Genomic DNA, 22,625 nt, shown 5'->3' with positions numbered 1-22,625 from the left:
TATGTACTATATGGACTTCCATCATGGCCAGTGTTCATAGCCTGTAACATATCCAGCGCTTCTGCGCCCCTTACCTCACCAATCACAATCCGATTCGGACGCATCCGTAAGGAAGACTTGATCAGATCCCGAATGGATATCTGCCCCTTGCCTTCGGTATTGGCATTCCGCGTTTCCAGTGACACCAGATTGGGTACCGTAACAATCTGTAACTCAGCCGAATCCTCAATGGTAATAATCCGCTCATCGGCAGGGATAAACTGGGATAGTGCGTTCAGGAAGGTCGTTTTTCCCGATCCGGTCCCCCCTCCAATGAAGATGTTATATTTGCTCCGTACCAATTGCTGCAATAATTCTGCCGCTTCTTCATGCAGGGCTCCCTTTTCAATCAGATCGGACATCTTCATCGGTTCACTGGGGAATTTACGAATCGTCATCGTGGGGCCTTTCAAGGCAATGGGAGGCAACACGATATTGACCCGTGAACCATCCTTTAAACGGGCATCTACGATTGGCGAAGACTCATTCACAATCCGGTTTACACCAGACACAATCATCTGAATAATATCCTCAAGCCGTTCCCTGGACTCAAATTCAAGGGTGATCTGGCTGACTTCACCTTCCTGCTCCACAAAAATCTCCTTGTGACTATTGATCATAATTTCCGTAATATCGGGATGATCCACAAGTGGCTGCAAAATATCCAATCCACGAAAGGAGTCAAACAATCGCTGTACCAGCGTGTGACGCTCTCCTGAGGTCAGATCATCCAGCTTCGGGTCGGTGAGAACTTTGCGTTCTATCCCTTGCCACAGTTCATCATCTCCTGCTGAAGAGGTTAAATCGAGCCCAGCTCTGACTTCCCTGCGCATCATCTGAAACTGTTCTTCACGATCCAGTATTCTACGGGTTGAATCCGTCATAGTGCCCACCGATCCTGCTTCTGAATTCGTCCCGTCTGCTTCAATTCTTCTTCGCCATCTTGTACCAGCATGGCACATAATCTCTTCACTTCACGTTGGAAGATCGGTGAACTAAGCAGGACTTCCTCCTGACTGAGTTGTTTCCAAGAAGGGATATAGGGCAACACTGCATCCAGATGCAGATCAGGGCGTGGAAGTGCATTGATAACATTGTCCCGATATTTGTTAACTACAAAACGTGATCGGTCCATGATACTTTCATACACCTCCGGCTTCGTTCGCTCAGCATGCTGCAACCATTGTCCCCATCGATGCATGGCAGATATATCATCCTCAACCAACCAGACAAATGCATCTGCTGTATCCAGCACCCCTTCACTGCGCCCATCCCAACCTGAGTCCCCATCCAGAATCAGCATGTCATATTGTCCGCTATCGGTTAAATAACGAAGCAGATTCGACGTATCCTCACGAGTCATTTGCAACAATTCTTTACGATTCGATAATGGCCAGAACACATCGGATTTCAATGCTTCATGCCGGACCACATATCCATCCACGTCCTTCGATAGCGCCTGTAACTGCTTGCCGGATTCCTTTCTGCCCACCTTCAGATCGTATAACAGGCGTGACAATCCCGTCTCCGCATCAGGCTGGCGCTGCCCACTTCTAGTTAGTCCCTTTTCCAGAAAAGGGAGCGTACTATCCAACGTCTCCAGATTCAGATAAAGAACAGCATATCCCGCAAGTCCCAGTTGCTTCGCCATATGCAGGGCTACCGCCGTTTTGCCACTTCCACCCGAAGCGGATACTACACCGATGGAGAGAGTTTCTTGTCCCGGAAGATGCACCTTCTTGCGGCGTGGTTGCCGGCAGGCATGCATCACAGCATCCAGCAAAGCAGGCAGAGGTTGGTACTTCAACAGCCGCTTGGCCTCATCCACCTCTTCCATGCCTTCACTAAGCATCAGCCAAGGTACACCTGATCCTTCTCCCCCGTTATTCAGCCAGTCATTCAGAAACTCCGGTTCCGCAATAACCAGATCCGGTAATTCCCGACCTTCTTGCTCATTCATATGCTCCCTGAAGGAATCCCCCTGGGAGAATGCCGTGAAACGAACATGAAAACCAGACGAGCTCCCCTGCACAAAATCCAGCCATGCGCTAATGTAATCTCTATCCTTCGAAACCAGAACAACCTTCAGTACAATCAAATTCCCCTTCCCTCCCTGTCAGAAAGCACAAAAAAGCACCGCCCAATAACCGCATGAATATGCAGTATATGGACGGTGCTTCCGTCACGTGCTATGAATGTATGGATAATATAGCATACAATTTCTGGTGGAGCAAGGGATTAATTCTAACCCTTCATCCTTAGGATTCATAGGGTGAATCGAACTCAATAATGTTACGGTCGGGATCAAGTACAAAAATCTGCGCGAATCCCGCTACACTATCAGGTCTGGCTTCGTACTCAATTCCCTGCTGCTCCAGCCAAGCGATAGTCCCTGAATAACTGGTCACCCAGATCGCAAAGTGGCCGTCCGTTGTATCAATCCCAGCCTCACGTAACGTGTGACCCTCCGGGTGCTGTAACAGATGAAGCTGCTGGCTACCGATGGCATACCATGTACCTGTGGAGCGAAAAGCCGGACGTTCAATCTCCTGCATTCCCAGTAACCCCGAATAGAATTTTTTCGCGACTTCCAGATCTCGTACAGCCAGACTAACATGGTGAATGTGTGCATATTCGATCATCTTTTGTCTCCCCTCTCTGCTTCATTATGACTATACTATAACACCTTGACGCCTGAACATATTCTCTTTTAAAAAGAAAAACACCCCTGCTTGAATCCGGTGAACCTCGTGGCTCACACAGATCTAATTCAGAGGTGCGCGTAAACGGTACACAAGGATGTACGTCCATCGCTTCTTATGTTCTTCAGCATTTCATTTGGGCAGTTGTGCCAGCCAATTTACTTCGCGCTATCCAATGCTTCTTGTGGAATCTTGATCTCTTCCACTTGATCATGGTTGGAGAATGTACTGGTCATCTTCATGTCCATCGTCATTTTCTGTTCATTCTGTTCCATCTCCATGACCATGGCTACATCTGTACCTGCCGGCAAATACGTTTCTTTGTTGATCATGTATTTCATCTTCATGCTGGTGATATTCATCTGATCCAGCATCGCTTGCATCTGGGCATCCGAGCCGTTTTGCTCCATTACGGATTTGGCCAACTCTTTTACATTATCACCGGATACGTCAGCGTTAATCACATAATTGTCGCCTTCTTCGGTTACTTCAGTATCTTCTTGGATCTTTTTGAATTGCTCCAATTCACCTTCCGGATTCATGCTTGCTTTCATCTGCTCAATTAATGCAGCAGTTTGAGCTTCAGGAATCGCAACCCATTGGTCCCCAACTTGGGAGTAGATTTTATCCGAAGTGATATACTGCTTCACGTTCTGGGCTTCCTGTCCCGACATTTCCATTTTCATCTCTTGATAGATCATCATTGGATCTTTGATAATATCCATCTTGAGCGATGTTTTAACCTGTTGATCCTGGGACTGTTCACCCGCATCCAGTTTCAGATTCTGATCAATGTTTGCTTCAGTTGTGAAGCTTTTCATTTCTTTCGTTGCTGCATTGGTTTTGGTAATCAGTTCGTCCAAAGTAGGGATCTTTGTTTCCTGCTCTGCAGGTGTATTGCCCTCGTTGGATGTTTCGTTGTTAGTGGCTGGCGGCGTTGCTGTATTATCTGTGTCGTTACCGCATGCTGCCAAGCTTACTGCTAATAATGCCCCGATAAATAATGTAGTCCACTTCTTCAAGTTGTTGTCCTCCCAAATTAGATATGATCTGTAGTCATTACCCAATTATTTCCGTTATTAATCATAAAAATCGATCTTTGATCTCCGGGGTAGGCAACATGCATGCTTCATCCTTGCCAAACCAGCGATAACGGTTGCGAGCAACCCAGTTATAGACTGCATTGCGAATAAATTTCGGTACAATAATGAACACATATAACAATGGATAAGGAAACTTCAGACCTTTAGCCAATCGCAGTGCGGCCGTTGAACGTGTATAGTATTTTCCATTCTCAATCAGAACAAAAGTATCCATACTGTCTGTCGACAGGTTACCCTTTACCAGCAGTTCCTTGGCCACATCCGATTGGAGCGAAGCAAAATGATATTTCCCTTCCGGGTCACGTTTGATAATCCATTTGGTTAAGCCCTGGCAGAAGTGACAGACGCCATCCACCAGTACGATGGGATGTCCCTGATGCACATCCGTTTGATTTGCTGTCATATTGGCTGCCTCCTATTGTTGCGGTTAGAGTAACTTACCCAATCTGAGCAATCTTGTTTCCTAATTCTAAAAATATTACTGAAAACCGCTCTTTTTGAACACGCATTGTTAGGAAGTATAAAGAAAAAGAGCGCAGGCATTGTGCCCACGCTCGTATCTTGTCCGACAATTACTCAGCAATTGCCTTTTCCATCCATTGGTCATCGATCATTTGTTGATGCAGGTCACTTGCCCACTGGTCCATACATTTGCAAATGAAATCTTTGCGACATACTGGACAAGGCGTTTTCTGCAGACGGCTGATATTGGTCATCTTCCATTCCGGAGAACGGGAGTAGAATACACGGCATTTTGTACCGTCTACCAAATTCATTTTGAATTCGTACAATCCGTCTTCCTTGTTACCATAAGCTAGTTCTAAATCTGCAATACGCGGTCTATAAGACATGGATATCACCTGTTTAATTCAAATTTGGTTCATGCAATGACACTACTCAGTACTAAGTTATATTAAAGAAAATTCAGTTCAATGTCAACTCGCGCATGTCTACCCGCCAAACAGAATATCCAGAATCGTCCCTACCTGCCCTTGTTTTTTACCTTTCAAAACATCCGGATCAAATACTTCAACATAGCCGCAGGAAGCACAAGCCACGAACAGGTAGTGGTTATGCTGTATATCGAACATCTTGCTCAGGCCTGCTCCTGACATGGAAACTTCCTTAATGTTACAATCCGTGCCCCTGCATTTTGTACATACAAATCGGCGCTCGATCATCTCTTCAATACTCATCTTCGTTCCCCCTTTATGGAATGTGTAGCATGAAGTGGGAGTGCAATTATGTAAAAAGTACGCGATTGGACATCTGATCTCCTGCATCCTGCCCTTATATTATAATCAACACAAAACCCTGCCGATGGCCAGCAGGGCTTTGTACTCAAACGAACGAACATCAGGTATCTGGGATACCCTGCTCTATATGTCCCCCTTTGATTGGGGGAGTCAGATCTTAGACTACGTTTAATACAACATCAATATTGCCACGTGTCGCTTTGGAATATGGACAGAAATCATGTGCCTTGCGAGCCAGATCTTCTGCTTGACTGTGGTCCACACCAGGCATACTCACGTCCAAGCGAACAGATAACTGGAAACCGTCATCCGCAGGGTCTTTACCAATGGATACGTTACTTGTAACGACCACATCCTCCAATTTCACGCCTGCTTTGCGCGCTACATTGGCAAGGGCACTTTCATAACATGCTCCATATCCAGCGGCGAAGAGCTGTTCAGGGTTGGTACCTTCACCACCGGAACCTCCAAGCTCTTTGGGCATTTTCAGATCATGTTTAAGCATGCCATCCGAAGAAGTGACCGAACCTGTACGTCCACCTTTAACTGTCGCTACTGCTGTATATAAAGCTTCCATTCAGAATCTCTCCCTTATCCGTATAGTTTTAAATGCCTTCAATTCAATTTAAACTTCTGGCTCAATTTGAAACGCATTTTATATCTTTATCAGCTTTTACATCTTTATTATTTTCATGCATCTTATCCACATATCTGTATTTTTTCCGGGGTTGGGTAATATACAAAAGAGCATTTTCAAATTAGAACATATTTTTTGTGTTAATACATAAAAGTTGCACTAGACAAAAATTATTGAAGGAGTACAATGTAACAATAAACATAAAAATTTAGATATATCTTGAGCGGTTCGTCCCGCATCACTATTCCAAAGAGTCAGGTGATAAACGTATGAGTAAAAAAAATCCATTCAACGCTCCTTCAAGTGAATCATTGTCTACTGCAGGCATAGCCCCTTCACTCGGAGAAGCACATAGTTCCATGAAAGTACCGCAGAATGCGGCATGGTGGAAGAAATTTCTCGCTTTTGTAGGGCCAGGGTATCTCGTGGCCGTAGGTTACATGGACCCCGGCAACTGGGCAACAGATATCGCAGGCGGATCGCAGTTCGGGTATACTTTGTTATCCGTCATCTTACTCTCGAACATGATGGCCGTTGTACTTCAATCGTTGGCAGGAAAGCTTGGCATCGTCACTGGACGGGATCTGGCCCAAGCCTGCCGCGAACGCTTCAGCATGCCCGTTGTCGTCATGTTATGGATTCTGTGTGAACTGGCCATTGCAGCTACCGATCTGGCTGAGGTCATCGGTTCTGCCATCGCATTAAAGCTCTTATTTAACATTCCCATGTTGTACGGAGTTATCATCACCGCCGTTGATGTACTCCTGATTCTTGTACTGCAAAACAAAGGCTTCCGCGCCTTGGAAACACTCGTCATCGTGCTGATGGCCACCATTGCCCTCTGCTTCGGGATTGACCTGTTCCTGGCAAAACCGGATATGGGCGGTGTTCTCCATGGTTTTGTCCCAAATGTGGAGATCCTGCAGAACCCTGCCATGCTCTATATTGCCATTGGTATTATAGGAGCAACCGTGATGCCGCATAATCTGTATCTGCATTCTTCCATTGTGCAGACGCGTCAGATCGAACAGACACCACAGGGCAAAAAAGAAGCGATTCGTTATTCGACCATGGACTCTACAATCGCGCTAACACTCGCCTTGTTCATCAATGCGGCCATCCTGATTGTATCAGCTGCTGTATTCCATAGTGCCGGCATGACGCAGGTTGCCGAGATCTCCGATGCCTACCACTTGCTCACCCCCCTATTAGGGACTACAATCGCAAGTATCCTGTTCGGTGTGGCGCTGTTAGCATCAGGCCAGAATTCTACCCTTACAGGTACACTCGCAGGGCAGATTGTTATGGAAGGTTTCCTCAACATTCGGATTCCGGCTTGGCTGCGCAGACTGGTCACACGTCTGATCGCCATCATCCCGGCAGTAATTGTCACAGCAATTGCAGGAGAACACGGCACAGAAGAACTGCTCATTTTGAGTCAGGTTGTACTGTCTCTTCAATTACCTTTTGCGGTAATCCCTCTGGTCATGTTCACGAGTGATAAAAAAAGCATGGGTGCATTCGCTAACAAATTGTGGCTCAAAATCATCTCATGGGTCATTGCCGCAATTATCGTTGTGCTGAATGTATATCTGATCATTCAGACGATCCGGTTATTCTAATCTCGTCATATCGACTAAACATCAAAAAGGCTGATCAACTCCGGTATTCAATACCAAGTTGATCAGCCTTTATTATTGCAGTACAGCGAGGTGTTTCTTTTTGTAGTAAAACTCCGAGCTCTAACAAATAATCATCTATTCCTGATCCGGCACCAGTAAAGGCAGGAGTTCATCCAATGAATCCACAGTCCAATCCGCACGTTCGTCATCCGATCGGTCTGGCTGGAATCTTCCGTACCCCTGCATAATTCGAATCGTACGCATGCCCAGCTTCCGGGCAGGAATGATATCGTTATCAATCCGATCCCCGATCATGACGGCTTCCTCCGGTGCACAACCCGCCTGTTTCAGGGCTACAGCGTACAGCTCTGGATCTGGCTTGGACACCCCTTCTTCAGCCGAGCATGCCAGAACATCAACATACTTTCGCAGTCCGTAACTCTCCAGTCTTTCTTCCGTTCCAGGACTCTGATTGGCGATAATGCCAATGCGATAATACCGCGACAACTGCTGAAGAACGGAATCCGCTGAAGGAAAAGGTCGTTCAAGATCTTTTTTAAACTTCAGCTTGTCCTGAATCTGTTTCTGATGTCCTTCATCTTCAATGAATGTGCGAATTGCCACTCTCATGGGCCATTGTTCATATTTCTGATAACAGTTCGCGAACAATTCACGTACCGCCTCAATCTTCACCGGATACCCCAAAGCACCGGCTTCGCGAACGAACTGTCCGATAATATCATCAACGGGGTCCCATTCATCCACTAGCGTATCTCCAACATCAAAAAACAACCACTTCAATCCACCCACATCCGGCACGCCAATTCCTCCTTGTAAGCCACAGGCAATCTAAAAGTTCGTGTTCAAAAAGTCTGGTTTTCAGTATCGAGAAGATGGAATGAAGCTAGAAATGGAGTAGCGGAGCGTAGGGAAAACTACGTGAGCAACGGACATTTCGGCTGAATTTCATATTCGATGCTGATGATGCCGCTAGGCATCCTTCGTAATCAAAAGCGGACTTTTTGAACTACCTTTAAAACCATAAAAAAGAAGACTCACCATCATGCACGAGTCTCCTCAAATTTCCGTTTATCGATACATTCAATTATAACAGGCACCTTACACCTGAGCAATCTCAAGCTATGACATTACCCATTGAGGAGAAAGCCGACTTCCCCATTGAGTGAATATACAATCCGGTCTGCACCCATTCCCCGATAGATCCCCTTCGGATGGCTTTGCTCCGTAATGACGCATAGGGATTTTGATGTCCACGATCGACAGATCTGTAAATAACGACAGGTCAGATTCAGGCTGTTCTCGAAAATAAACACGTTACCAACGCTTGCCTGCGGCAAAAACCATTTTTGAGCTGCAGCCGTATTCATGCGAATGACATGTTCTACTCCGATTCTACGGAGTCTGCGCTCTTCCCCTGCACTGTTGGTTAGAACGGCAAACGGCATTTTTTTGTACATCAGCAATTTGATAAATTTGCGTCCTGCTTCATTAGGAGCAGTCACTAAGATCATCTCAGTATCCATCATTCGTTCCTCCCTTGGCGTGAAAAGACAACAAAAAAGAAGCGTGGGGGACCAAGGCCTCCCGAACGCTTCTTAAAGAATCCATGGCGAAAACGCCATGAACCAGCGTACGGCTTGTTGCCTCTCCCTTTAACGCTTACGAGGTTAGCTGACGGATTCGGGCGCGAGAGTCGCCCTATTTCCGGCTGTCACCGGAAAATTCACCCCTTGAATGCCTACTGTCCTGGACAGCGCATTCCGTTGGTTCCCCCGTTTCCCATTCATGAATGAATGGAAACTCAGCGATTAAAACATCGTTCGTATATCTTAAGTTAAGATCGAGCGATATTATCGTTTGTTTCGTTTTTCAGGTACAATTTAGTTTTAAATTGAAATTACGATATGAATCATACACCCGTGCCATGGCAGTGTAAAGTCCGGACAGATCACCGAATCGGCAGATTTTCGCCATTATTCATATATAATAACGCTTACAATACGGTTATACGCTATCCACCTCGTCAAGGCTATCTAATTCTCACTCTGGCGTAAATCACTTCGCAATTCATTCACGCATTCTGCACAACTTGCCAGTTTTGATTCTTTTAACATCATATTAGTTTTGCATTATTTAATTGTAACCAATATAATGAAAGGTATCAGATGATATCATGGAGGCGATTGAGATGACAGTCTACGATTACAAAGTGAATACCCTTCGCGGTCAAGAAGTTGAAATGTCCGACTACCGTGATAAAGTGTTACTGATTGTGAATACGGCAAGCTCATGCGGACTTACACCTCAATTCAAAGGTCTGCAAGAACTGCAAGACAAGTTCCAGGATGCGCCATTTGAAGTCCTTGGATTTCCAAGCAACCAGTTTGCCCAGGAAAAAGGTTCTTCCGACGATATCGCGGAGTTCTGTCAGATGAATTATGGCGTGAGCTTCCCTATGTTTGAGAAAATTGATGTGAATGGCTCAAGTGCTCACCCGCTCTTCCAACACCTTAGCAAAGAAGCACCCGGCCTGCTCGGCTCCAAAGCAATCAAATGGAATTTCACCAAATTCCTTGTGGATCAGAACGGACAGGTAGTTAAACGTTATGCTCCCAAAACAACACCTGACAAGATTGAAGAAGATATCAAGAACTTACTGCAAAAATAGTACATCGGCCACCCTTAGCCGGAAGGTAGAGCACCATTACCCCCGGTAATGGATGGCCTTTTTTCAACTTCTGGTACCAGACTGTTCAAAAAGGCAAAAAAAGAAGCTTTCCATTAATGGAAAGCTTCTTCTTCATCGTTCATATGATGCGGTCGAGAGGACTCGAACCTCCACGGGCATACGCCCACTACCCCCTCAAGATAGCGTGTCTGCCATTCCACCACGACCGCATGTCGTAAATAATCGGCAACAGAATTGATTATACAGGGTTCTGAAATAAAAGTAAAGTATTTTTTAAACCTTCTTTTTTAGCTAGGCATTTTCCTCAAAAAACGCATATTCTCGTCATGTTTACCCATGAAGTGCATATTATTAGATTTGATCCCCTCTTTTTCGGTAAGAGCCGATCTTGTTGATTCATTTATATATAGTCCTTTCTTATATATAGTCCTCCCTGCACTTCGTCACATAAATAACATAATAAGTTATATAAAATGACACAAATATTAAATATCAGAATCTATTCATTAAATTTAACGGATACTATTGACAAAAAGCGGACGTTTATGGGATGATAACTATCATATAATTCGGATTTTCAAACATAAAGTTAGCAAAAAGGAATATAAATGTCATTTAACATGACATTTAACGAACACAGGAGGCGAATGATTGTGAACCGTGGGAATAAGCTGCTCGATTATGTCAAACTGCTTGATTCCTCTATTCAGGTTGGAGGGTTTACCCATTCCTTCGGCATGGATATCCATATCAGGGAGGGTACCATTCGTAATGCTGAAGATCTCGAATCATTCATGCGTTGTCAGTTGCATCCCAGCATTGTTCGTCTTGAAGGCATGGCCATCAAAGGCATCTATACCGCAGCAGATCACAAGGATACATGGCGGATAGCTCTGATCGATAAACTGGTCCATGTTCAGCGAACTCCTGGAGATCTCAGAGAACAAGCTGCCGCCATGGGAAAACGATTGATCAGACTGGCACGCGCTCTGCACCCCTGGATTGATTTTAGCCAGCTCGAACAGATCTTCGCCAAATATGATTCGGTTGGCTGCCTCTCCACTGTTCACGCCTGGATTAACCACCACCTCGACATCCCGGTCGAGGAAGCGGTCCTTGGTTACCTGCATTCAGCCATGAATGCCTGCATAACCGAAGCCTCCAAAGTCATTCCCCTGAATAACGATATAACCAAAGATCTGATGGTACGCCTGGCCACAGATCTGGAGACTGAATGGAATACCGTAAGCGCCTCGGCTGCGGATGGACTGGCACAGCCAACCTCGATGTCCATGAAATCATTTTTCCCCAGTTTCCATATGCTTGGAGCTGGACTTCATGCCTACAGAGCCTAGTCCTCTTGCTCCACAAACCCGCCCCCTTCCCTTCATCAAACAAACTAAAAAACACGCCGGCAACCTCCTTGCCGACGTGTTTTTTGTCATTTTATTTGTTTATTTAACGTATTTACGCCATTTAACATCACAAAATACACTTTTTTCCGTCTTTTTTAATTGTTAGATGACGGATTTACGTATATAATGAAATATACAGCTCGCATTTCTATATATTCTACATGAAGAAAGGGCGACTGAATACTACATTCTAACCAGGGGTGAACCCTTTTGAACAAGAACAAGAAAAAACCAGTCACTCCGTTCGGATGGGCCATCAAACGACGGCTAACCGAACTACAAATGGACCAGAAGGCCTTTTGCGAACAGCACGGCATCCCACCCTACCGTTTATCCAATCTCATTCACGGCACACGCAAAGCAACCCGATTCAGGCACATGGTCGCTGATATTTTGGATATTCCAGATGAACTGAGATAAGATTTCTGTCAAAGGAGGGTCCCATCCATGAGACATGTTACATCCGATCTGGAGAGACTGTCGTTCCAGTCCATACGTCACCAACTCATCATCGTTGATCATAATTGGATCATTCACAGTTGTAACCGCGCCTGGCAACAGGGGCTCGGCCAATCACCACCATACCCGGATGCGAATATTAATCATGCACATTACCTGCATCTGACGGAAGCCTGGGCAATACGAAGCAAGAACACAAACACGGCACTTGTCGCACAGAATTTGAAAGAACGCGGAATACCCTTTAATCGAAATCATACATATGATATCTGCGTGTATACTGTATACAACGAAGAGAGGTGGTTTCGCGTGGAACTCACCCCTCTGTCTCACACGAATACAATTCTGGATACCGATCTAGCTTTGATTGCACACATGGATATTACCGAACAGAGGAAGACAGAACACCAATTGAAGAAGGCATTGTCTGAAGTGCGCACATTGCGTGGACTGCTGCCTATTTGCGCTGTCTGCAAACAAATCAAGGACGAAGAGGAACAGTGGACCTCCGTTGAGAATTATCTGGAGAAGCATACCCACGCCGAATTCACCCATGATATCTGTCCTGAATGCATCCGGCGGTTATATCCGAAATACTCGAATATCCTGGACAAGCGTTCCTGAAACCTAACTACTCAACACGCTAATTAACACTACACGGACAGATGATGTTCAAACTGCGACATATCCAGTTCCTGCGGTGTCCCATGCAGGGTGATGGTGCCTTTGTCCATGATATAGATATAATCGGCGGCACTCCTTACAAAATCAATACTTTGCTCCACCAGCAGAACAGAGAGGTCTCCCTTCGCCTTGAGCTGCAGAATAACCTGCCGAATGTCCTCCACGATAGAAGGCTGGATGCCTTCTGTCGGCTCATCAAGCAGTAACAACCCCGGACGTGAAGCCAATGCCCGGGCGAATGCCAATTGTTGCTGCTGTCCACCACTCAGATCCCCGCCCTGCCGTCCATACATCGTAGCAAGCACCGGGAACATCGCAAGCACATCCTCCGGGAACGTTTTTAATCCCGGAGCACTTGTCTCCAGACCAAGCAACAGGTTTTCTTTCACCGTAAGCTGCGGGAAAATCTCCCGCCCTTGAGGTACATAACCGATCCCTGCCCTTGCCCGCTTGGCTGTGTCCAAGGTGCATAACTCCTGATTTTGCCACTGAATACTGCCCTTGCGTGTTTTGAGCAGCCCCATTAATGTTTTCATCAACGTGGTTTTACCCACACCGTTACGCCCCATCAGACACACCACCTGTCCAGGCTGTACGTCAAGGTTCACACCGCGGAGCACATTGCTCTCCCCGTAGCCGGATTCAATTCGTTGCAGCGACAGCATGGTCATCCCTCCTTTTGCCTAGGTACACTTCTGCCACTTTCGGGTCTGCCTGCACCTCCGCCATTGTACCTTCCTTCAGCAGTTTCCCTTCATGCATTACCGTTACCTTGGCTGCGAACTCTCGCACAAACTCCATATCATGCTCCACCACCACAACCGAGCGTTCACGCGCAATCTCTTGCAGGAGTCGCCCTGTCTTGTGCGTTTCTTCATCCGTCATGCCTGCGGCTGGTTCGTCCAGCAACAACACACGTGGCTCCTGCAGAAGCAACATGCCGATCTCCAGCCACTGCTTCTCCCCATGCGATAACGCTCCTGCACGAGTCTCAACGCGATCTTGCAGACCAATCTGGAGGGTAACATGCTCCATGGCAGCACTCATTTTCCCATATCGACGAATACCGATGGCTTGCAAAGGGGAACGTCGAGTCTCCGCTGCCAGCGTCAGATTTTCCTGCACCGTCAGACCCGCGAAGATTGATGGCGCCTGAAATTTGCGTCCTACACCTTTGCGAACAATCTGGTGTTCTCTCAGTTTCGTCAAGTCCGCGCCATCCCCCATCTTCACCGAGCCGGACAACGGTTTGGTTTTACCACAGATCACATCCAGCATCGTCGTTTTCCCTGCACCATTCGGTCCAATCAGAAAATGCAGATCATGCTCATGCAGCTTCAGATTCATGCCTTTGACAGCAACGAACCCGCCAAAGGCCACTGTAATATCCTCAGCTACCAGGACTGCCGAATCCTTAGTAGACTTCAGGTTTTTCCCGAGTGACTTGGACATGCGCACTCTCTCCTCTCCGCTTCAGCAAGCGAACAACATGACGATACACACCCACAATACCGTTCGGCATGAACAAAACTACCGTTACAAAGAGCCCACCAATGACAAACAACCATCCTTCAGGGTAAGCCTCGCTTATACCTGTTTTGGCTGCATTCAGTACCACCGCTCCGATGACTGCACCGATAAGCGTACCGCGACCACCCAACGCAACCCACAAAACCATCTCAATGGAGGGCACAATCCCCATCATGGATGGCGAGATAATACCGACTTGAAGAACAAACAACATGCCCGCGATGCCTGCAAGCGCACCAGAAAAAGCAAAAGCAAGCGTTTTATATCCTGCCGGATCATATCCGAGGAATCGCACCCGATTTTCTCCATCACGCGCAGCTTCGAGCACTTGGCCGAACCGACTGTTCACCATCCGACGACAGAGCACATAAGCAATCACCAGAACAGCAAGGGTTATATAGTAGAGAGCAATGGTGGTTCCGGCCGAATGAAGTGTAAAACCAAAGATTGAATTATATCCGGTAATGCCATTCGTCCCACCCGTCCATTCCTGTTTACCAACAAATAATGTCACCGTAATGAGAACCAAGGCTTGTGTAAGAATAGTGAAGTATACACCAGTGATCCGGTTACGGAACGTAAACCACCCCAGAGCAAAGGCGAGCAATGCCGGAAGGGCTATCCCCAATAGGAGGGCCACGGGGAAAGAGCGAAATGGTTCCCAGAACCAGGGCAGACCACTGAGACCGCTCCATCCCATGAAGTCAGGAAGCGTTGCTCCACTGGCCTGGAGCTTCAGATACATTGCCATCGCGTAACCACCCAGTCCAAAGAACACACCGTGCCCTAAACTCAGCACACCCCCATATCCCCAGATCAGATCGAGACCAATGGCCAGGATCGCCAGCGCCAAAAACTTGGCTAACAGACTCAGACGAAACTCCGTGGAGATCAGTGGAGCAAGACACATCATGATGAGCACAACCGCCCAGATGATCCTCATTTTCAGACTGCCAGTCTTGAGTAATGCCGACATGAACTAACCCCCTTCTTCACGTTAATCGAGACTCCGTGTACGCATTGCAACCAGGCCACGTGGTTTCCATTGCAGAAAAGCAACGATACACACAAATACCAGCACCTTGCCAATGGAGGCAGAGGTATACGTTTCGAACAGCGTGTTGAACATACCAATTCCCAGTGCACCACACACGGTTCCGACCAATTTCCCTACGCCACCCAGAACAACGACCATGAATGCATCCACAATATAATACGTGCCAAGGGAAGGGCCAATCGGACCAATGAGCGTTAATGCACAGCCAGCAATACCCGCGATGCCCGAACCGATGGCAAAGGTCATGCCATCTACCCGCCGGGTCGAAATTCCAAGGCATCCTGCCATACTCCGATTCTGCATCACAGCTCTCATTCGTCTTCCGGATGATGTTCGATAGATATAGAGATACATACACAACAGCACAACCGCAACCAATGCGATAATGAAAATTCGCTTGTACGGAAATACAATGCCATCCGAGATCGCCAATCCCCCATTGAGCCAAGCCGGACTGGATACCCCCACATTCGGCGCTCCGAATATCGTGCGGGCCAGCTGTTGCAGCATCATCCCTACGCCCCATGTCGCAAGCAGACTGTCCAGCGGCCTACCATATAGATGCCTGATCAGTACGACTTCTAGCAGCCAGCCAATTAGAGCAGCTACAATGAACGCAATCGGCAAAGCCACAACAAAGTAGGCACCAAACCACGCCGCTGGAGCATAGGACATGAACAGATTTTGTGTTACATACGTTGCATATGCACCGATCATGATCAGTTCACCGTGAGCCATATTGATGACATTCATCAACCCAAACGTTACCGCCAGACCGAGTGCAATCAACAATAGAATTGAACTGATACTCAGACCATTGAACATCTGCAGGATAAACATATCCATCGCGATCCCCTCCTCCATACCGTGACTCTCGCTAATGCGCATGATTTCAATCCGTCTCAGTCACTACACATCCAATACATACACTCATCACATCAACGCTTTACCGCGATACGGTTAGAGGATGTGTTGTCACACCCTCGTTTCTGTTTCGGCTGCTTTGAAGCGAGTTATCTATGTTTATTACGGGGTTTCTATGTTATTTGGCGCTAAGGGAAGCTCCCCATTCATACGTTTTCAGATAAGGGTCCGGCTTGACAGGCGCACCAGAATTCCACAATTCCTTGAACTGTCCATCTTCCTGTACCTCACCGATCCGTACGGTTTTGTAGATATGCTGATTCTCTCCATCCACAGTCACCTTACCTTCCGGTGCATCAAACTCCAGACCCTTCGCAGCTGCCTTAACCTTCTCCACGTCGGTTGATCCTGCTTTTTCCACCGCTGCCTTCCAGAGATAAACTGCCACATATCCCGCTTCAATCGGATCTGCTGTCACCCGATCAGCACCGTATTTTTCTTTGTACTTGGCAACAAATGTGGCATTTTCAGGTGTATCCGTTGTCTGATAATAATTCCACGAAGCGAGATGCCCCTTCAATACGTCTGCGCCAATACCACGGATTTCTTCCTCCGCTACACTTACCGACAGGGTTGTCATCTGATCCGATGAGATTCCTGCGTCCTTCAATTGTTTGAAGAAGGCCACATTGCTATCCCCGTTCAGTGTATTGTATACAATATCCGGCTTCGCAGCCTTGATTTTACTAATGATGGTACTGTAATCGGTATGTCCCAGCGGTGTATATTCCTCACCCACCACTTCGCCGCCTTCTGCTGCGAGTTGTGCCTTAATGACCTGATTGGCCGTTTTCGGAAAAACATAATCCGAACCGAGCAGATAAAACGTCTTGCCCCTGTTCTCCAGTAACCAGGTTACGGATGGAACGATCTGCTGATTGGTTGTTGCTCCTGTATAAAAAATATTTGGCGACGATTCCAATCCTTCATATTGTACCGGGTAAAACAACAGACCTTTGTTCTGTTCGAACACCGGGAGCATAGCCTTCCGACTTGCAGAGGTCCAACCGCCAAATACTGCAGCGACCTTATCCTGTTGCAGCAGTTTTCCAGCCTTCTCTGCAAAAGTAGGCCAATCCGAAGCGCCATCCTCAATTACTGGCTCGATCTGCTTACCCAAAACTCCGCCCGCGGCGTTAATCTCTTCAATAGCAAGCATCTCGGCATCTTTAACAGATACCTCACTGATCGCCATCGTTCCGCTGAGGGAGTGAAGAATGCCAACTTTAATCGTATCATTGGATGCAGCCGGCTCTCCTGTACCACCCGAACCTGAGGCTTCAGGCGGCGCAGCACCCTCCACACATCCCGTCATGACAATGACCGCACCGAGCAAAACACTCCATAACTTGACCGACCTCTTCTTCAATAGCCTACACTCCCTTTTTTTAGTCTATTGCCGAACATTAAGGTCATTTACACCCGAAATGTTCGTTGATCCAAATTATGGAGTGTTACACTCTTCATGTCAATATAGCTTACATAATTTTATTTTATGCCTACTCATTTCATGCATGCTGCTAATAAGCTTTGAAGCTTATTGACAAAGGGTTCACCCTGTGTGAGTATATTTAACATACAATATGTTCCACGAATATATCAGACTCTATACGCGAAAGGTCGGATTGCCTTGCACTGGACTGAACAGGAAAAGGAAAAACTCCTGATTACCGTGGCCGCTAACCTCGCCCGTGAACGAAGAGCACGCGGACTCAAGTTAAATGTTCCCGAAGCCATCGCTTTATTGACCTCCGAACTCATGGAACGGGCACGGGATGGAATGAGTGTTGCCGATTTAATGAGACACGGAGGTACCATCCTGACACGCGAAGACTGTATGGATGGCGTTCCTGATATGATCCCTGAAGTACAGGTAGAAGCCACATTTCCTGACGGTACCAAACTGGTTACCGTGCATGAACCTATACGCTGAGAAAGGCAGGAGAAACCATGATTCCTGGTGAATATCGCTTGAAGCCAGATGACGATATCATCTGTCATCCGGATCGCCCGACTCTACGCCTGATTGTCTTGAACCGCGGCGACCGTCCCGTCCAAGTCGGCTCTCACGTTCACTTCTATGAAGTTAATGCCGCACTGGACTTTGATCGCACGTCAGCTTTTGGACATCGTCTGCATATTCCGGCAGGCACCGCCGTCCGTTTCGAACCTGGTGAAGAGAAACCCGTCGAACTCACGACTTTTGGCGGCAAACGCCAGATTCACGGATTCAATGGATTAACGGAAGGCTCAGCGGATCAACAACCCGATCCACAGAAACTGGAGGCATTCCTGAAGACGTTCTCCCCTCCCATACAGGATAGAGGTGAGCCTTCATGAAACGAATGAGTCGCGAGCAATATGCTTCGATGTTCGGACCCACAACCGGTGATGCCGTAAGACTCGCAGATACCGAACTATGGGCAGAGATCGAACATGACTATGCTGTGTACGGAGATGAGAGCAAGTTCGGGGGTGGCAAAGTCATCCGCGACGGGATGGGCCAGTCCACCTCTGCCCTGCGCAGTGACGGTACTCCTGATACCGTTATTACCAACGCCATCATCATTGATCATTGGGGCATTGTAAAAGCGGATATCGGCATTCGGGATGGTCACATCTGCGCCATTGGCAAATCCGGTAATCCGGATACAATGGATGGGGTTCACCCCGCGCTGGTCATCGGCGCTTCCACCGAAATCATTGCTGGTGAAGGCATGATTGTAACCGCTGGCGGCATTGATACCCATATTCATTTCATCTGTCCACAACAGATTCAGACTGCATTATCCTCCGGGGTAACAACCATGATTGGCGGCGGAACAGGACCAGCAACAGGAACCAAAGCCACCACCTGCACACCAGGGGCCTGGCACATTCACCGGATGCTGGAGTCCGCAGAAGCTTTTCCCATGAACATCGGTTACCTCGGCAAAGGCAACAGCTCCAGTACTGCACCTTTAATCGAACAGATTGAAGCGGGTGTAATCGGTCTGAAGCTGCACGAGGATTGGGGTACTACTCCGAGCGCTATCGATGCCTGCCTGACTGCCGCCGGTGAACATGATGTTCAAGTCGCTATCCATACCGATACACTGAACGAAACCGGATTTCTCGAAAACACACTGGCCGCGATCAATGGCCGGACAATCCATACGTACCACACGGAAGGCGCTGGTGGCGGACATGCACCGGACATTATTCGGGCCGCTGGGGAGTCCTACGTTATCCCCTCATCCACCAACCCAACACGACCGTACACACGCAACACTGTAGAAGAGCACCTGGATATGTTGATGGTGTGCCATCACCTGGACCCTTCCATCCCGGAAGATGTCGCTTTTGCCGATTCGCGGATTCGTCCCGAAACCATTGCGGCCGAAGACATTTTGCATGATCTTGGCGTGTTCAGCATCATCAGTTCCGATTCACAGGCCATGGGCCGAGTGGGCGAAGTCATTATACGCACTTGGCAGACAGCCGACAAGATGAAGAAACAGCGCGGCAAACTTGAACTCAACCCAGACTCACCTTCCGATAACGATCGGATCAAGCGATATGTCGCCAAATACACCATCAATCCGGCGATCGCCCATGGAATCGGACATCTCGTCGGTTCGGTGGAAGTCGGCAAGCTGGCCGATCTAACCATATGGAAACCGGCCTACTTTGGTGTAAAACCCGAGATTGTCATCAAGGGTGGCATGATTACATTCGCCCAGATGGGTGATCCCAATGCATCCATCCCGACCCCTCAGCCAGTATTTGGAAGACCGATGTTCGGAGCCTATGGAAGCGCCATTGCCAGCGGATCGATCACCTTTGTCTCCCAAGCCGCAGCAGATGCGGGAATCAAGGAGACATTAGGACTGAAAAAGCGGGTTGAACCTGTTAAAGGCTGCCGCTCGGTAAGCAAAAAAGACATGATCCACAATGACGTCACCCCTGTCATTGAGGTCGATCCCGAAACCTATGAGGTACGCGCCGACGGCGAACTGCTCACCTGTGAACCCGCAGACGAGTTGCCTATGGCACAGCGCTACTTTATGTTTTGATCTGAATACGGATTAGCTGATAAGGGGGCACTCATGATGAATAGTGGCACGAAGCTGCTCCGTTACGTTCAGCTGTTGGATTCAGCCCTGCCCATCGGCGGGTTCTCCCATTCCTTCGGTCTGGAGGCTTATACACATGATGGCACGGTACAAAATACTGCGCAGCTCGAACAGTTTATTCGCAGTCAGCTTCATTCCAGTCTTGTAAGACTAGATGGTCTTGCCATCAAAGGCGTCTATCAGGCAATACATCAGCAGGATGCCGCTCTACTTGCCCTGTATGACAAACGTGTCCACGCCCAGCGCTCCCCTCGGGAACTCAGGGAAAGCGGCCACAAAATGGGAAAGCGACTACTCAAGTTGGCCCGTTCACTCTATCCTTGGATGGACTTCACCCTGATTGATGAGGCCATACGGGAACACGGCGCGTATTGCGGTATTACGACCATTCACGGTTATATCAACTATCAATTGGAGATTGCATTGGATGAAGCCGTTACCGGGCATCTGTATACTTCAGTTAACGCTTATGTGAACAGTGCACTTCGCCTTCTGCCCATCGGTCAAACCGAGGCGCAGATGTTGATTCAGAAGCTGCTCGATGATATCGAAGCAGAATGGGCACTCATTCGGGAAAATGACCCGGAAGATATGCACAGCTTCGGAATCGCCCAGGAAATCTACGCCATGCGGCATGAGACCTTACCCGCACGGTTGTTTATGTCTTAACTACAACTTTTATCTAACTTAGGAGGAATTGTTATGTGTGGAGGAGCTAATCATACGCATCATCCGGAGTGGGAACGTAAGGCATTTGATCGGAGTCGTCCGATGCGAATTGGCATTGGCGGACCGGTAGGTTCAGGCAAAACAGCCCTTGTCGAGAAGCTGTCCAAGGCACTGCGTACACGTTATAGCCTTGCTGTCATCACCAATGACATTTATACGAAGGAAGATGCCGAGATCTTGCTGCGTCAGAATGCACTGGCACCAGAGCGTATTATCGGTGTAGAGACAGGCGGATGCCCGCACACGGCTATTCGTGAGGATGCTTCCATGAATTTCGAAGCAGTTGACGAGTTGATTGAACGTTTCCCGGATCTGCAACTGATCTTTATCGAGAGCGGTGGTGACAATCTCTCCGCTGCATTCAGTCCAGAACTCGCTGATGTATTCATCTACATTATTGACGTTGCCCAAGGAGAGAAACTCCCGCGCAAAGGCGGACCTGGCATCACGCGTTCAGACCTGCTGTTGATCAACAAAACCGACCTCGCCCCTTACGTTGGAGCAAGCCTGGAAGTGATGAAAAATGATACCGAGCGGGTACGCGAAGGCCGCCCTTATGTCATGTCTAATCTAATGAGCGGTGAAGGTGTATCCGAGATCGTCCACTGGCTCGAACATCAATACATGGATGACGATGCTTCCGCTGCACATCTGCATTCACACAGCCATGAACATGGCACTCACTCACATTAATTCACCTTCTGTGCCCACCGGGACAGGAGTGAATCGGAACGAAAGTACAGGTGAGCCTGTCACGCGCCGCAGCGAGCTTCGGGCCACCTTTGCCTTTCAAGGCGAGCGGACGGTTATGACCGATCGTTATTACAGCGCCCCTCTCCGGTTTAGCCGATCCTTTCGGCCTCCTGGAGGCGGAACCGAGTTATGCGTGTACACATCAGACGTCTCTCCCGGAGTCCTTAACGGGGATCATTATCATTCCGAGTGGGAATTAGGTGAAGGCACACATGTCATGCTGAGCAGCACATCAGCGACCAGACTTCATCCCACACCTTCCATTCCCTCATCCGTTAATCATCACTTTCGGTTGGGAAAAGGAGCTACGCTGGAATACTTCCCGGAATGCGTCATTCCCTTCAAAGGGAGTTCTTCTTCACTCGCAGTAACCTTTGAGCTGGATGAACAGGCCATTCTTGCCTATGCAGATATCTGGTCTGCCGGACGGATTCACCGGGGAGAAGCATTCCAGTTCGAACGCTACCGCAGCTTGACGGAGATATGGCAAGGTAAGCAACTGGCTGTCTGGGATCGTTTCGGACTCGAACCGGCAACCGATGACCCCAAACACTCAGCATCTCTCCTTCACTACACACATACCGCTGCATTGTGGATAATCGCTCCGGGGCTTGGCACTGCGGAGTTGGAACAAGTCAGATCCGCGCTGCCACCCGATGGACGGATGCTCGCAGGTGCGAGCTTGCTGGCAACTGGGGGTATCGGTGTTCGACTTCTTGGCATGGCCGCTTGGGAGCTTCAGGAGCAGTGTCTTCAGATCTGGAACACACTCCGCCCCCAACTGCTAGGCAAAGAAACTCTTGTCTTTCGTAAATAAGAGCATGAAACATGCATGGTTAATACAAAAAACCTCTGAACTATCTCCGCGTATGTTCGGATTAGTCCAGAGG

25 protein-coding genes, 1 tRNA gene, 1 pseudogene and 1 riboswitch are annotated in these 22,625 nt (G+C 47.9%); of the genes and pseudogenes, 11 read left to right on the top strand and 16 right to left on the bottom strand.

Features of this window, described 5'->3' with window-relative positions; translation table 11 throughout:
* Positions 1–14: 14 nt before the first annotated feature.
* From MKZ12_RS07045 to MKZ12_RS07010, 8 genes and pseudogenes are all read right to left on the bottom strand, one after another.
* Positions 15–923 (bottom strand): annotated as a pseudogene (locus tag MKZ12_RS07045) (ATPase, T2SS/T4P/T4SS family); the annotation flags it as partial.
* Entirely contained in the window at positions 920–2,137 is a 1,218-nt protein-coding gene (locus MKZ12_RS07040) for a ParA family protein (protein WP_339259514.1), read from the bottom strand. The pseudogene MKZ12_RS07045 and the gene MKZ12_RS07040, both read right to left, overlap by 4 nt.
* Before the next feature lie 160 nt (positions 2,138–2,297).
* Positions 2,298–2,681: a VOC family protein gene (locus MKZ12_RS07035; protein ID WP_339240396.1), complete on the bottom strand. Its 384-nt coding sequence runs from the start codon at positions 2,679–2,681 to the stop codon at positions 2,298–2,300.
* 218 nt (positions 2,682–2,899) lie between these two features.
* Positions 2,900–3,763 (bottom strand): DUF6612 family protein, encoded by an 864-nt coding sequence (locus tag MKZ12_RS07030; protein ID WP_339259512.1) that lies wholly within the window; start codon positions 3,761–3,763, stop codon positions 2,900–2,902.
* A 61-nt stretch (positions 3,764–3,824) separates the two neighbouring features.
* Complete coding sequence (locus MKZ12_RS07025) at positions 3,825–4,247, bottom strand: thiol-disulfide oxidoreductase DCC family protein (protein ID WP_339240394.1); 423 nt, start codon at positions 4,245–4,247, stop codon at positions 3,825–3,827.
* A gap of 169 nt (positions 4,248–4,416) precedes the next feature.
* Positions 4,417–4,695 (bottom strand): hypothetical protein, encoded by a 279-nt coding sequence (locus MKZ12_RS07020; RefSeq protein ID WP_253431871.1) that lies wholly within the window; start codon positions 4,693–4,695, stop codon positions 4,417–4,419.
* 99 nt (positions 4,696–4,794) lie between these two features.
* The gene (locus MKZ12_RS07015) at positions 4,795–5,040 is read right to left on the bottom strand and encodes a zinc ribbon domain-containing protein (protein ID WP_036610816.1); all 246 of its coding nucleotides are present in this window, start codon (positions 5,038–5,040) and stop codon (positions 4,795–4,797) included.
* A gap of 217 nt (positions 5,041–5,257) precedes the next feature.
* Positions 5,258–5,677: an organic hydroperoxide resistance protein gene (locus MKZ12_RS07010; RefSeq protein WP_339259510.1), complete on the bottom strand. Its 420-nt coding sequence runs from the start codon at positions 5,675–5,677 to the stop codon at positions 5,258–5,260.
* Between the two features lie 329 nt (positions 5,678–6,006).
* Between MKZ12_RS07010 and MKZ12_RS07005 the strand changes: the two genes are divergently transcribed.
* Complete coding sequence (locus MKZ12_RS07005; RefSeq protein ID WP_339240391.1) at positions 6,007–7,359, top strand: Nramp family divalent metal transporter; 1,353 nt, start codon at positions 6,007–6,009, stop codon at positions 7,357–7,359.
* A 135-nt stretch (positions 7,360–7,494) separates the two neighbouring features.
* On the opposite strand, the gene MKZ12_RS07000 is transcribed toward MKZ12_RS07005, so the two are convergent.
* Together MKZ12_RS07000 and MKZ12_RS06995 are read right to left on the bottom strand one after the other, a co-directional pair.
* The gene (locus MKZ12_RS07000; protein WP_339259509.1) at positions 7,495–8,178 is read right to left on the bottom strand and encodes an HAD family hydrolase; all 684 of its coding nucleotides are present in this window, start codon (positions 8,176–8,178) and stop codon (positions 7,495–7,497) included.
* A 329-nt stretch (positions 8,179–8,507) separates the two neighbouring features.
* Positions 8,508–8,906 carry a hypothetical protein gene (locus MKZ12_RS06995; RefSeq protein ID WP_339240389.1) on the bottom strand — a complete coding sequence of 133 codons (399 nt, stop codon included), beginning with the start codon at positions 8,904–8,906 and terminating at the stop codon, positions 8,508–8,510.
* Positions 8,907–9,021: 115 nt separating this feature from the next.
* Positions 9,022–9,197, bottom strand: a riboswitch (cyclic di-AMP (ydaO/yuaA leader).
* A gap of 371 nt (positions 9,198–9,568) precedes the next feature.
* Between MKZ12_RS06995 and MKZ12_RS06990 the strand changes: the two genes are divergently transcribed.
* Positions 9,569–10,048 (top strand): glutathione peroxidase, encoded by a 480-nt coding sequence (locus MKZ12_RS06990; protein WP_215076520.1) that lies wholly within the window; start codon positions 9,569–9,571, stop codon positions 10,046–10,048.
* Positions 10,049–10,195: 147 nt separating this feature from the next.
* On the opposite strand, the gene MKZ12_RS06985 is transcribed toward MKZ12_RS06990, so the two are convergent.
* Positions 10,196–10,278: transfer RNA gene (locus MKZ12_RS06985), tRNA-Leu, on the bottom strand.
* A 444-nt stretch (positions 10,279–10,722) separates the two neighbouring features.
* On the opposite strand from MKZ12_RS06985, the gene MKZ12_RS06980 reads away from it, so the two are divergent.
* The 3 genes from MKZ12_RS06980 (at position 10,723) to MKZ12_RS06970 (ending at position 12,567) form a co-directional block, all read left to right on the top strand.
* On the top strand, positions 10,723–11,424 hold the full coding sequence (locus MKZ12_RS06980; protein ID WP_339259508.1) for an urease accessory UreF family protein: 702 nt from the start codon (positions 10,723–10,725) through the stop codon (positions 11,422–11,424).
* Positions 11,425–11,694: 270 nt separating this feature from the next.
* Positions 11,695–11,904 carry an XRE family transcriptional regulator gene (locus tag MKZ12_RS06975; protein WP_339259507.1) on the top strand — a complete coding sequence of 70 codons (210 nt, stop codon included), beginning with the start codon at positions 11,695–11,697 and terminating at the stop codon, positions 11,902–11,904.
* A 27-nt stretch (positions 11,905–11,931) separates the two neighbouring features.
* Entirely contained in the window at positions 11,932–12,567 is a 636-nt protein-coding gene (locus MKZ12_RS06970) for a hypothetical protein (RefSeq protein WP_339259505.1), read from the top strand.
* A 29-nt stretch (positions 12,568–12,596) separates the two neighbouring features.
* Here MKZ12_RS06970 and urtE read toward each other — a convergent pair whose 3' ends face one another.
* The 5 genes from urtE to urtA form a co-directional block, all read right to left on the bottom strand.
* Positions 12,597–13,292 carry an urea ABC transporter ATP-binding subunit UrtE gene (gene urtE / locus MKZ12_RS06965; protein ID WP_339240386.1) on the bottom strand — a complete coding sequence of 232 codons (696 nt, stop codon included), beginning with the start codon at positions 13,290–13,292 and terminating at the stop codon, positions 12,597–12,599.
* Positions 13,270–14,079: an urea ABC transporter ATP-binding protein UrtD gene (gene urtD / locus MKZ12_RS06960; RefSeq protein ID WP_339259503.1), complete on the bottom strand. Its 810-nt coding sequence runs from the start codon at positions 14,077–14,079 to the stop codon at positions 13,270–13,272. The genes urtE and urtD overlap by 23 nt, the downstream gene beginning before the upstream one ends.
* Entirely contained in the window at positions 14,042–15,133 is a 1,092-nt protein-coding gene (gene urtC, locus MKZ12_RS06955) for an urea ABC transporter permease subunit UrtC (protein ID WP_062833123.1), read from the bottom strand. Before urtC ends, urtD begins: the two co-directional genes overlap by 38 nt.
* 21 nt (positions 15,134–15,154) lie before the next feature.
* The gene (gene urtB, locus MKZ12_RS06950) at positions 15,155–16,060 is read right to left on the bottom strand and encodes an urea ABC transporter permease subunit UrtB (protein ID WP_036610830.1); all 906 of its coding nucleotides are present in this window, start codon (positions 16,058–16,060) and stop codon (positions 15,155–15,157) included.
* A 196-nt stretch (positions 16,061–16,256) separates the two neighbouring features.
* Complete coding sequence (urtA, locus tag MKZ12_RS06945) at positions 16,257–17,507, bottom strand: urea ABC transporter substrate-binding protein (protein WP_339259502.1); 1,251 nt, start codon at positions 17,505–17,507, stop codon at positions 16,257–16,259.
* 261 nt (positions 17,508–17,768) lie between these two features.
* Between urtA and MKZ12_RS06940 the strand changes: the two genes are divergently transcribed.
* Genes MKZ12_RS06940 through MKZ12_RS06915 form a run of 6 tightly spaced genes read left to right on the top strand, consistent with a single transcriptional unit; the run spans position 17,769 to position 22,552 of the window.
* Positions 17,769–18,071: an urease subunit gamma gene (locus MKZ12_RS06940; RefSeq protein ID WP_253431836.1), complete on the top strand. Its 303-nt coding sequence runs from the start codon at positions 17,769–17,771 to the stop codon at positions 18,069–18,071.
* 17 nt (positions 18,072–18,088) lie between these two features.
* A complete protein-coding gene (locus MKZ12_RS06935) occupies positions 18,089–18,478 on the top strand; it encodes an urease subunit beta (RefSeq protein ID WP_339240380.1) in 390 nt (129 codons plus the stop codon).
* On the top strand, positions 18,475–20,193 hold the full coding sequence (gene ureC, locus MKZ12_RS06930; RefSeq protein ID WP_339240379.1) for an urease subunit alpha: 1,719 nt from the start codon (positions 18,475–18,477) through the stop codon (positions 20,191–20,193). Before MKZ12_RS06935 ends, ureC begins: the two co-directional genes overlap by 4 nt.
* Positions 20,194–20,226: 33 nt before the next feature.
* Entirely contained in the window at positions 20,227–20,922 is a 696-nt protein-coding gene (locus MKZ12_RS06925; RefSeq protein ID WP_339259500.1) for an urease accessory UreF family protein, read from the top strand.
* Positions 20,923–20,955: 33 nt separating this feature from the next.
* The gene (gene ureG / locus MKZ12_RS06920; RefSeq protein WP_017690021.1) at positions 20,956–21,675 is read left to right on the top strand and encodes an urease accessory protein UreG; all 720 of its coding nucleotides are present in this window, start codon (positions 20,956–20,958) and stop codon (positions 21,673–21,675) included.
* Positions 21,569–22,552, top strand: coding sequence for an urease accessory protein UreD (locus MKZ12_RS06915; RefSeq protein ID WP_339259499.1), 984 nt, complete (start codon positions 21,569–21,571; stop codon positions 22,550–22,552). The genes ureG and MKZ12_RS06915 overlap by 107 nt, the downstream gene beginning before the upstream one ends.
* Positions 22,553–22,625: the final 73 nt, after the last annotated feature.

Source organism: Paenibacillus sp. FSL R5-0713 (genome assembly GCF_037973325.1).
Classification (GTDB): domain Bacteria; phylum Bacillota; class Bacilli; order Paenibacillales; family Paenibacillaceae; genus Paenibacillus.
The sequence above is the reverse complement of the archived record's forward strand: the minus strand, read 5'-3'. Positions and strand labels throughout refer to the sequence as shown.

Bases quoted from the DNA above. Each gene is read 5' to 3' on its own strand.
- MKZ12_RS07035 (WP_339240396.1), bottom strand. From the start codon at position 2,681: ATGATCGAATATGCACACATTCACCATGTTAGTCTGGCTGTACGAGAT.
- MKZ12_RS07025 (WP_339240394.1), bottom strand. From the start codon at position 4,247: ATGACAGCAAATCAAACGGATGTGCATCAGGGACATCCCATCGTACTG.
- MKZ12_RS07020 (WP_253431871.1), bottom strand. From the start codon at position 4,695: ATGTCTTATAGACCGCGTATTGCAGATTTAGAACTAGCTTATGGTAAC.
- MKZ12_RS07015 (WP_036610816.1), bottom strand. From the start codon at position 5,040: ATGAGTATTGAAGAGATGATCGAGCGCCGATTTGTATGTACAAAATGC.
- MKZ12_RS07010 (WP_339259510.1), bottom strand. From the start codon at position 5,677: ATGGAAGCTTTATATACAGCAGTAGCGACAGTTAAAGGTGGACGTACA.
- MKZ12_RS07005 (WP_339240391.1), top strand. From the start codon at position 6,007: ATGAGTAAAAAAAATCCATTCAACGCTCCTTCAAGTGAATCATTGTCT.
- MKZ12_RS06995 (WP_339240389.1), bottom strand. From the start codon at position 8,906: ATGATGGATACTGAGATGATCTTAGTGACTGCTCCTAATGAAGCAGGA.
- MKZ12_RS06990 (WP_215076520.1), top strand. From the start codon at position 9,569: ATGACAGTCTACGATTACAAAGTGAATACCCTTCGCGGTCAAGAAGTT.
- MKZ12_RS06970 (WP_339259505.1), top strand. From the start codon at position 11,932: ATGAGACATGTTACATCCGATCTGGAGAGACTGTCGTTCCAGTCCATA.
- urtE (WP_339240386.1), bottom strand. From the start codon at position 13,292: ATGCTGTCGCTGCAACGAATTGAATCCGGCTACGGGGAGAGCAATGTG.
- urtD (WP_339259503.1), bottom strand. From the start codon at position 14,079: ATGTCCAAGTCACTCGGGAAAAACCTGAAGTCTACTAAGGATTCGGCA.
- urtC (WP_062833123.1), bottom strand. From the start codon at position 15,133: ATGTCGGCATTACTCAAGACTGGCAGTCTGAAAATGAGGATCATCTGG.
- urtB (WP_036610830.1), bottom strand. From the start codon at position 16,060: ATGGATATGTTTATCCTGCAGATGTTCAATGGTCTGAGTATCAGTTCA.
- MKZ12_RS06935 (WP_339240380.1), top strand. From the start codon at position 18,089: ATGATTCCTGGTGAATATCGCTTGAAGCCAGATGACGATATCATCTGT.
- ureC (WP_339240379.1), top strand. From the start codon at position 18,475: ATGAAACGAATGAGTCGCGAGCAATATGCTTCGATGTTCGGACCCACA.
- MKZ12_RS06925 (WP_339259500.1), top strand. From the start codon at position 20,227: ATGATGAATAGTGGCACGAAGCTGCTCCGTTACGTTCAGCTGTTGGAT.
- ureG (WP_017690021.1), top strand. From the start codon at position 20,956: ATGTGTGGAGGAGCTAATCATACGCATCATCCGGAGTGGGAACGTAAG.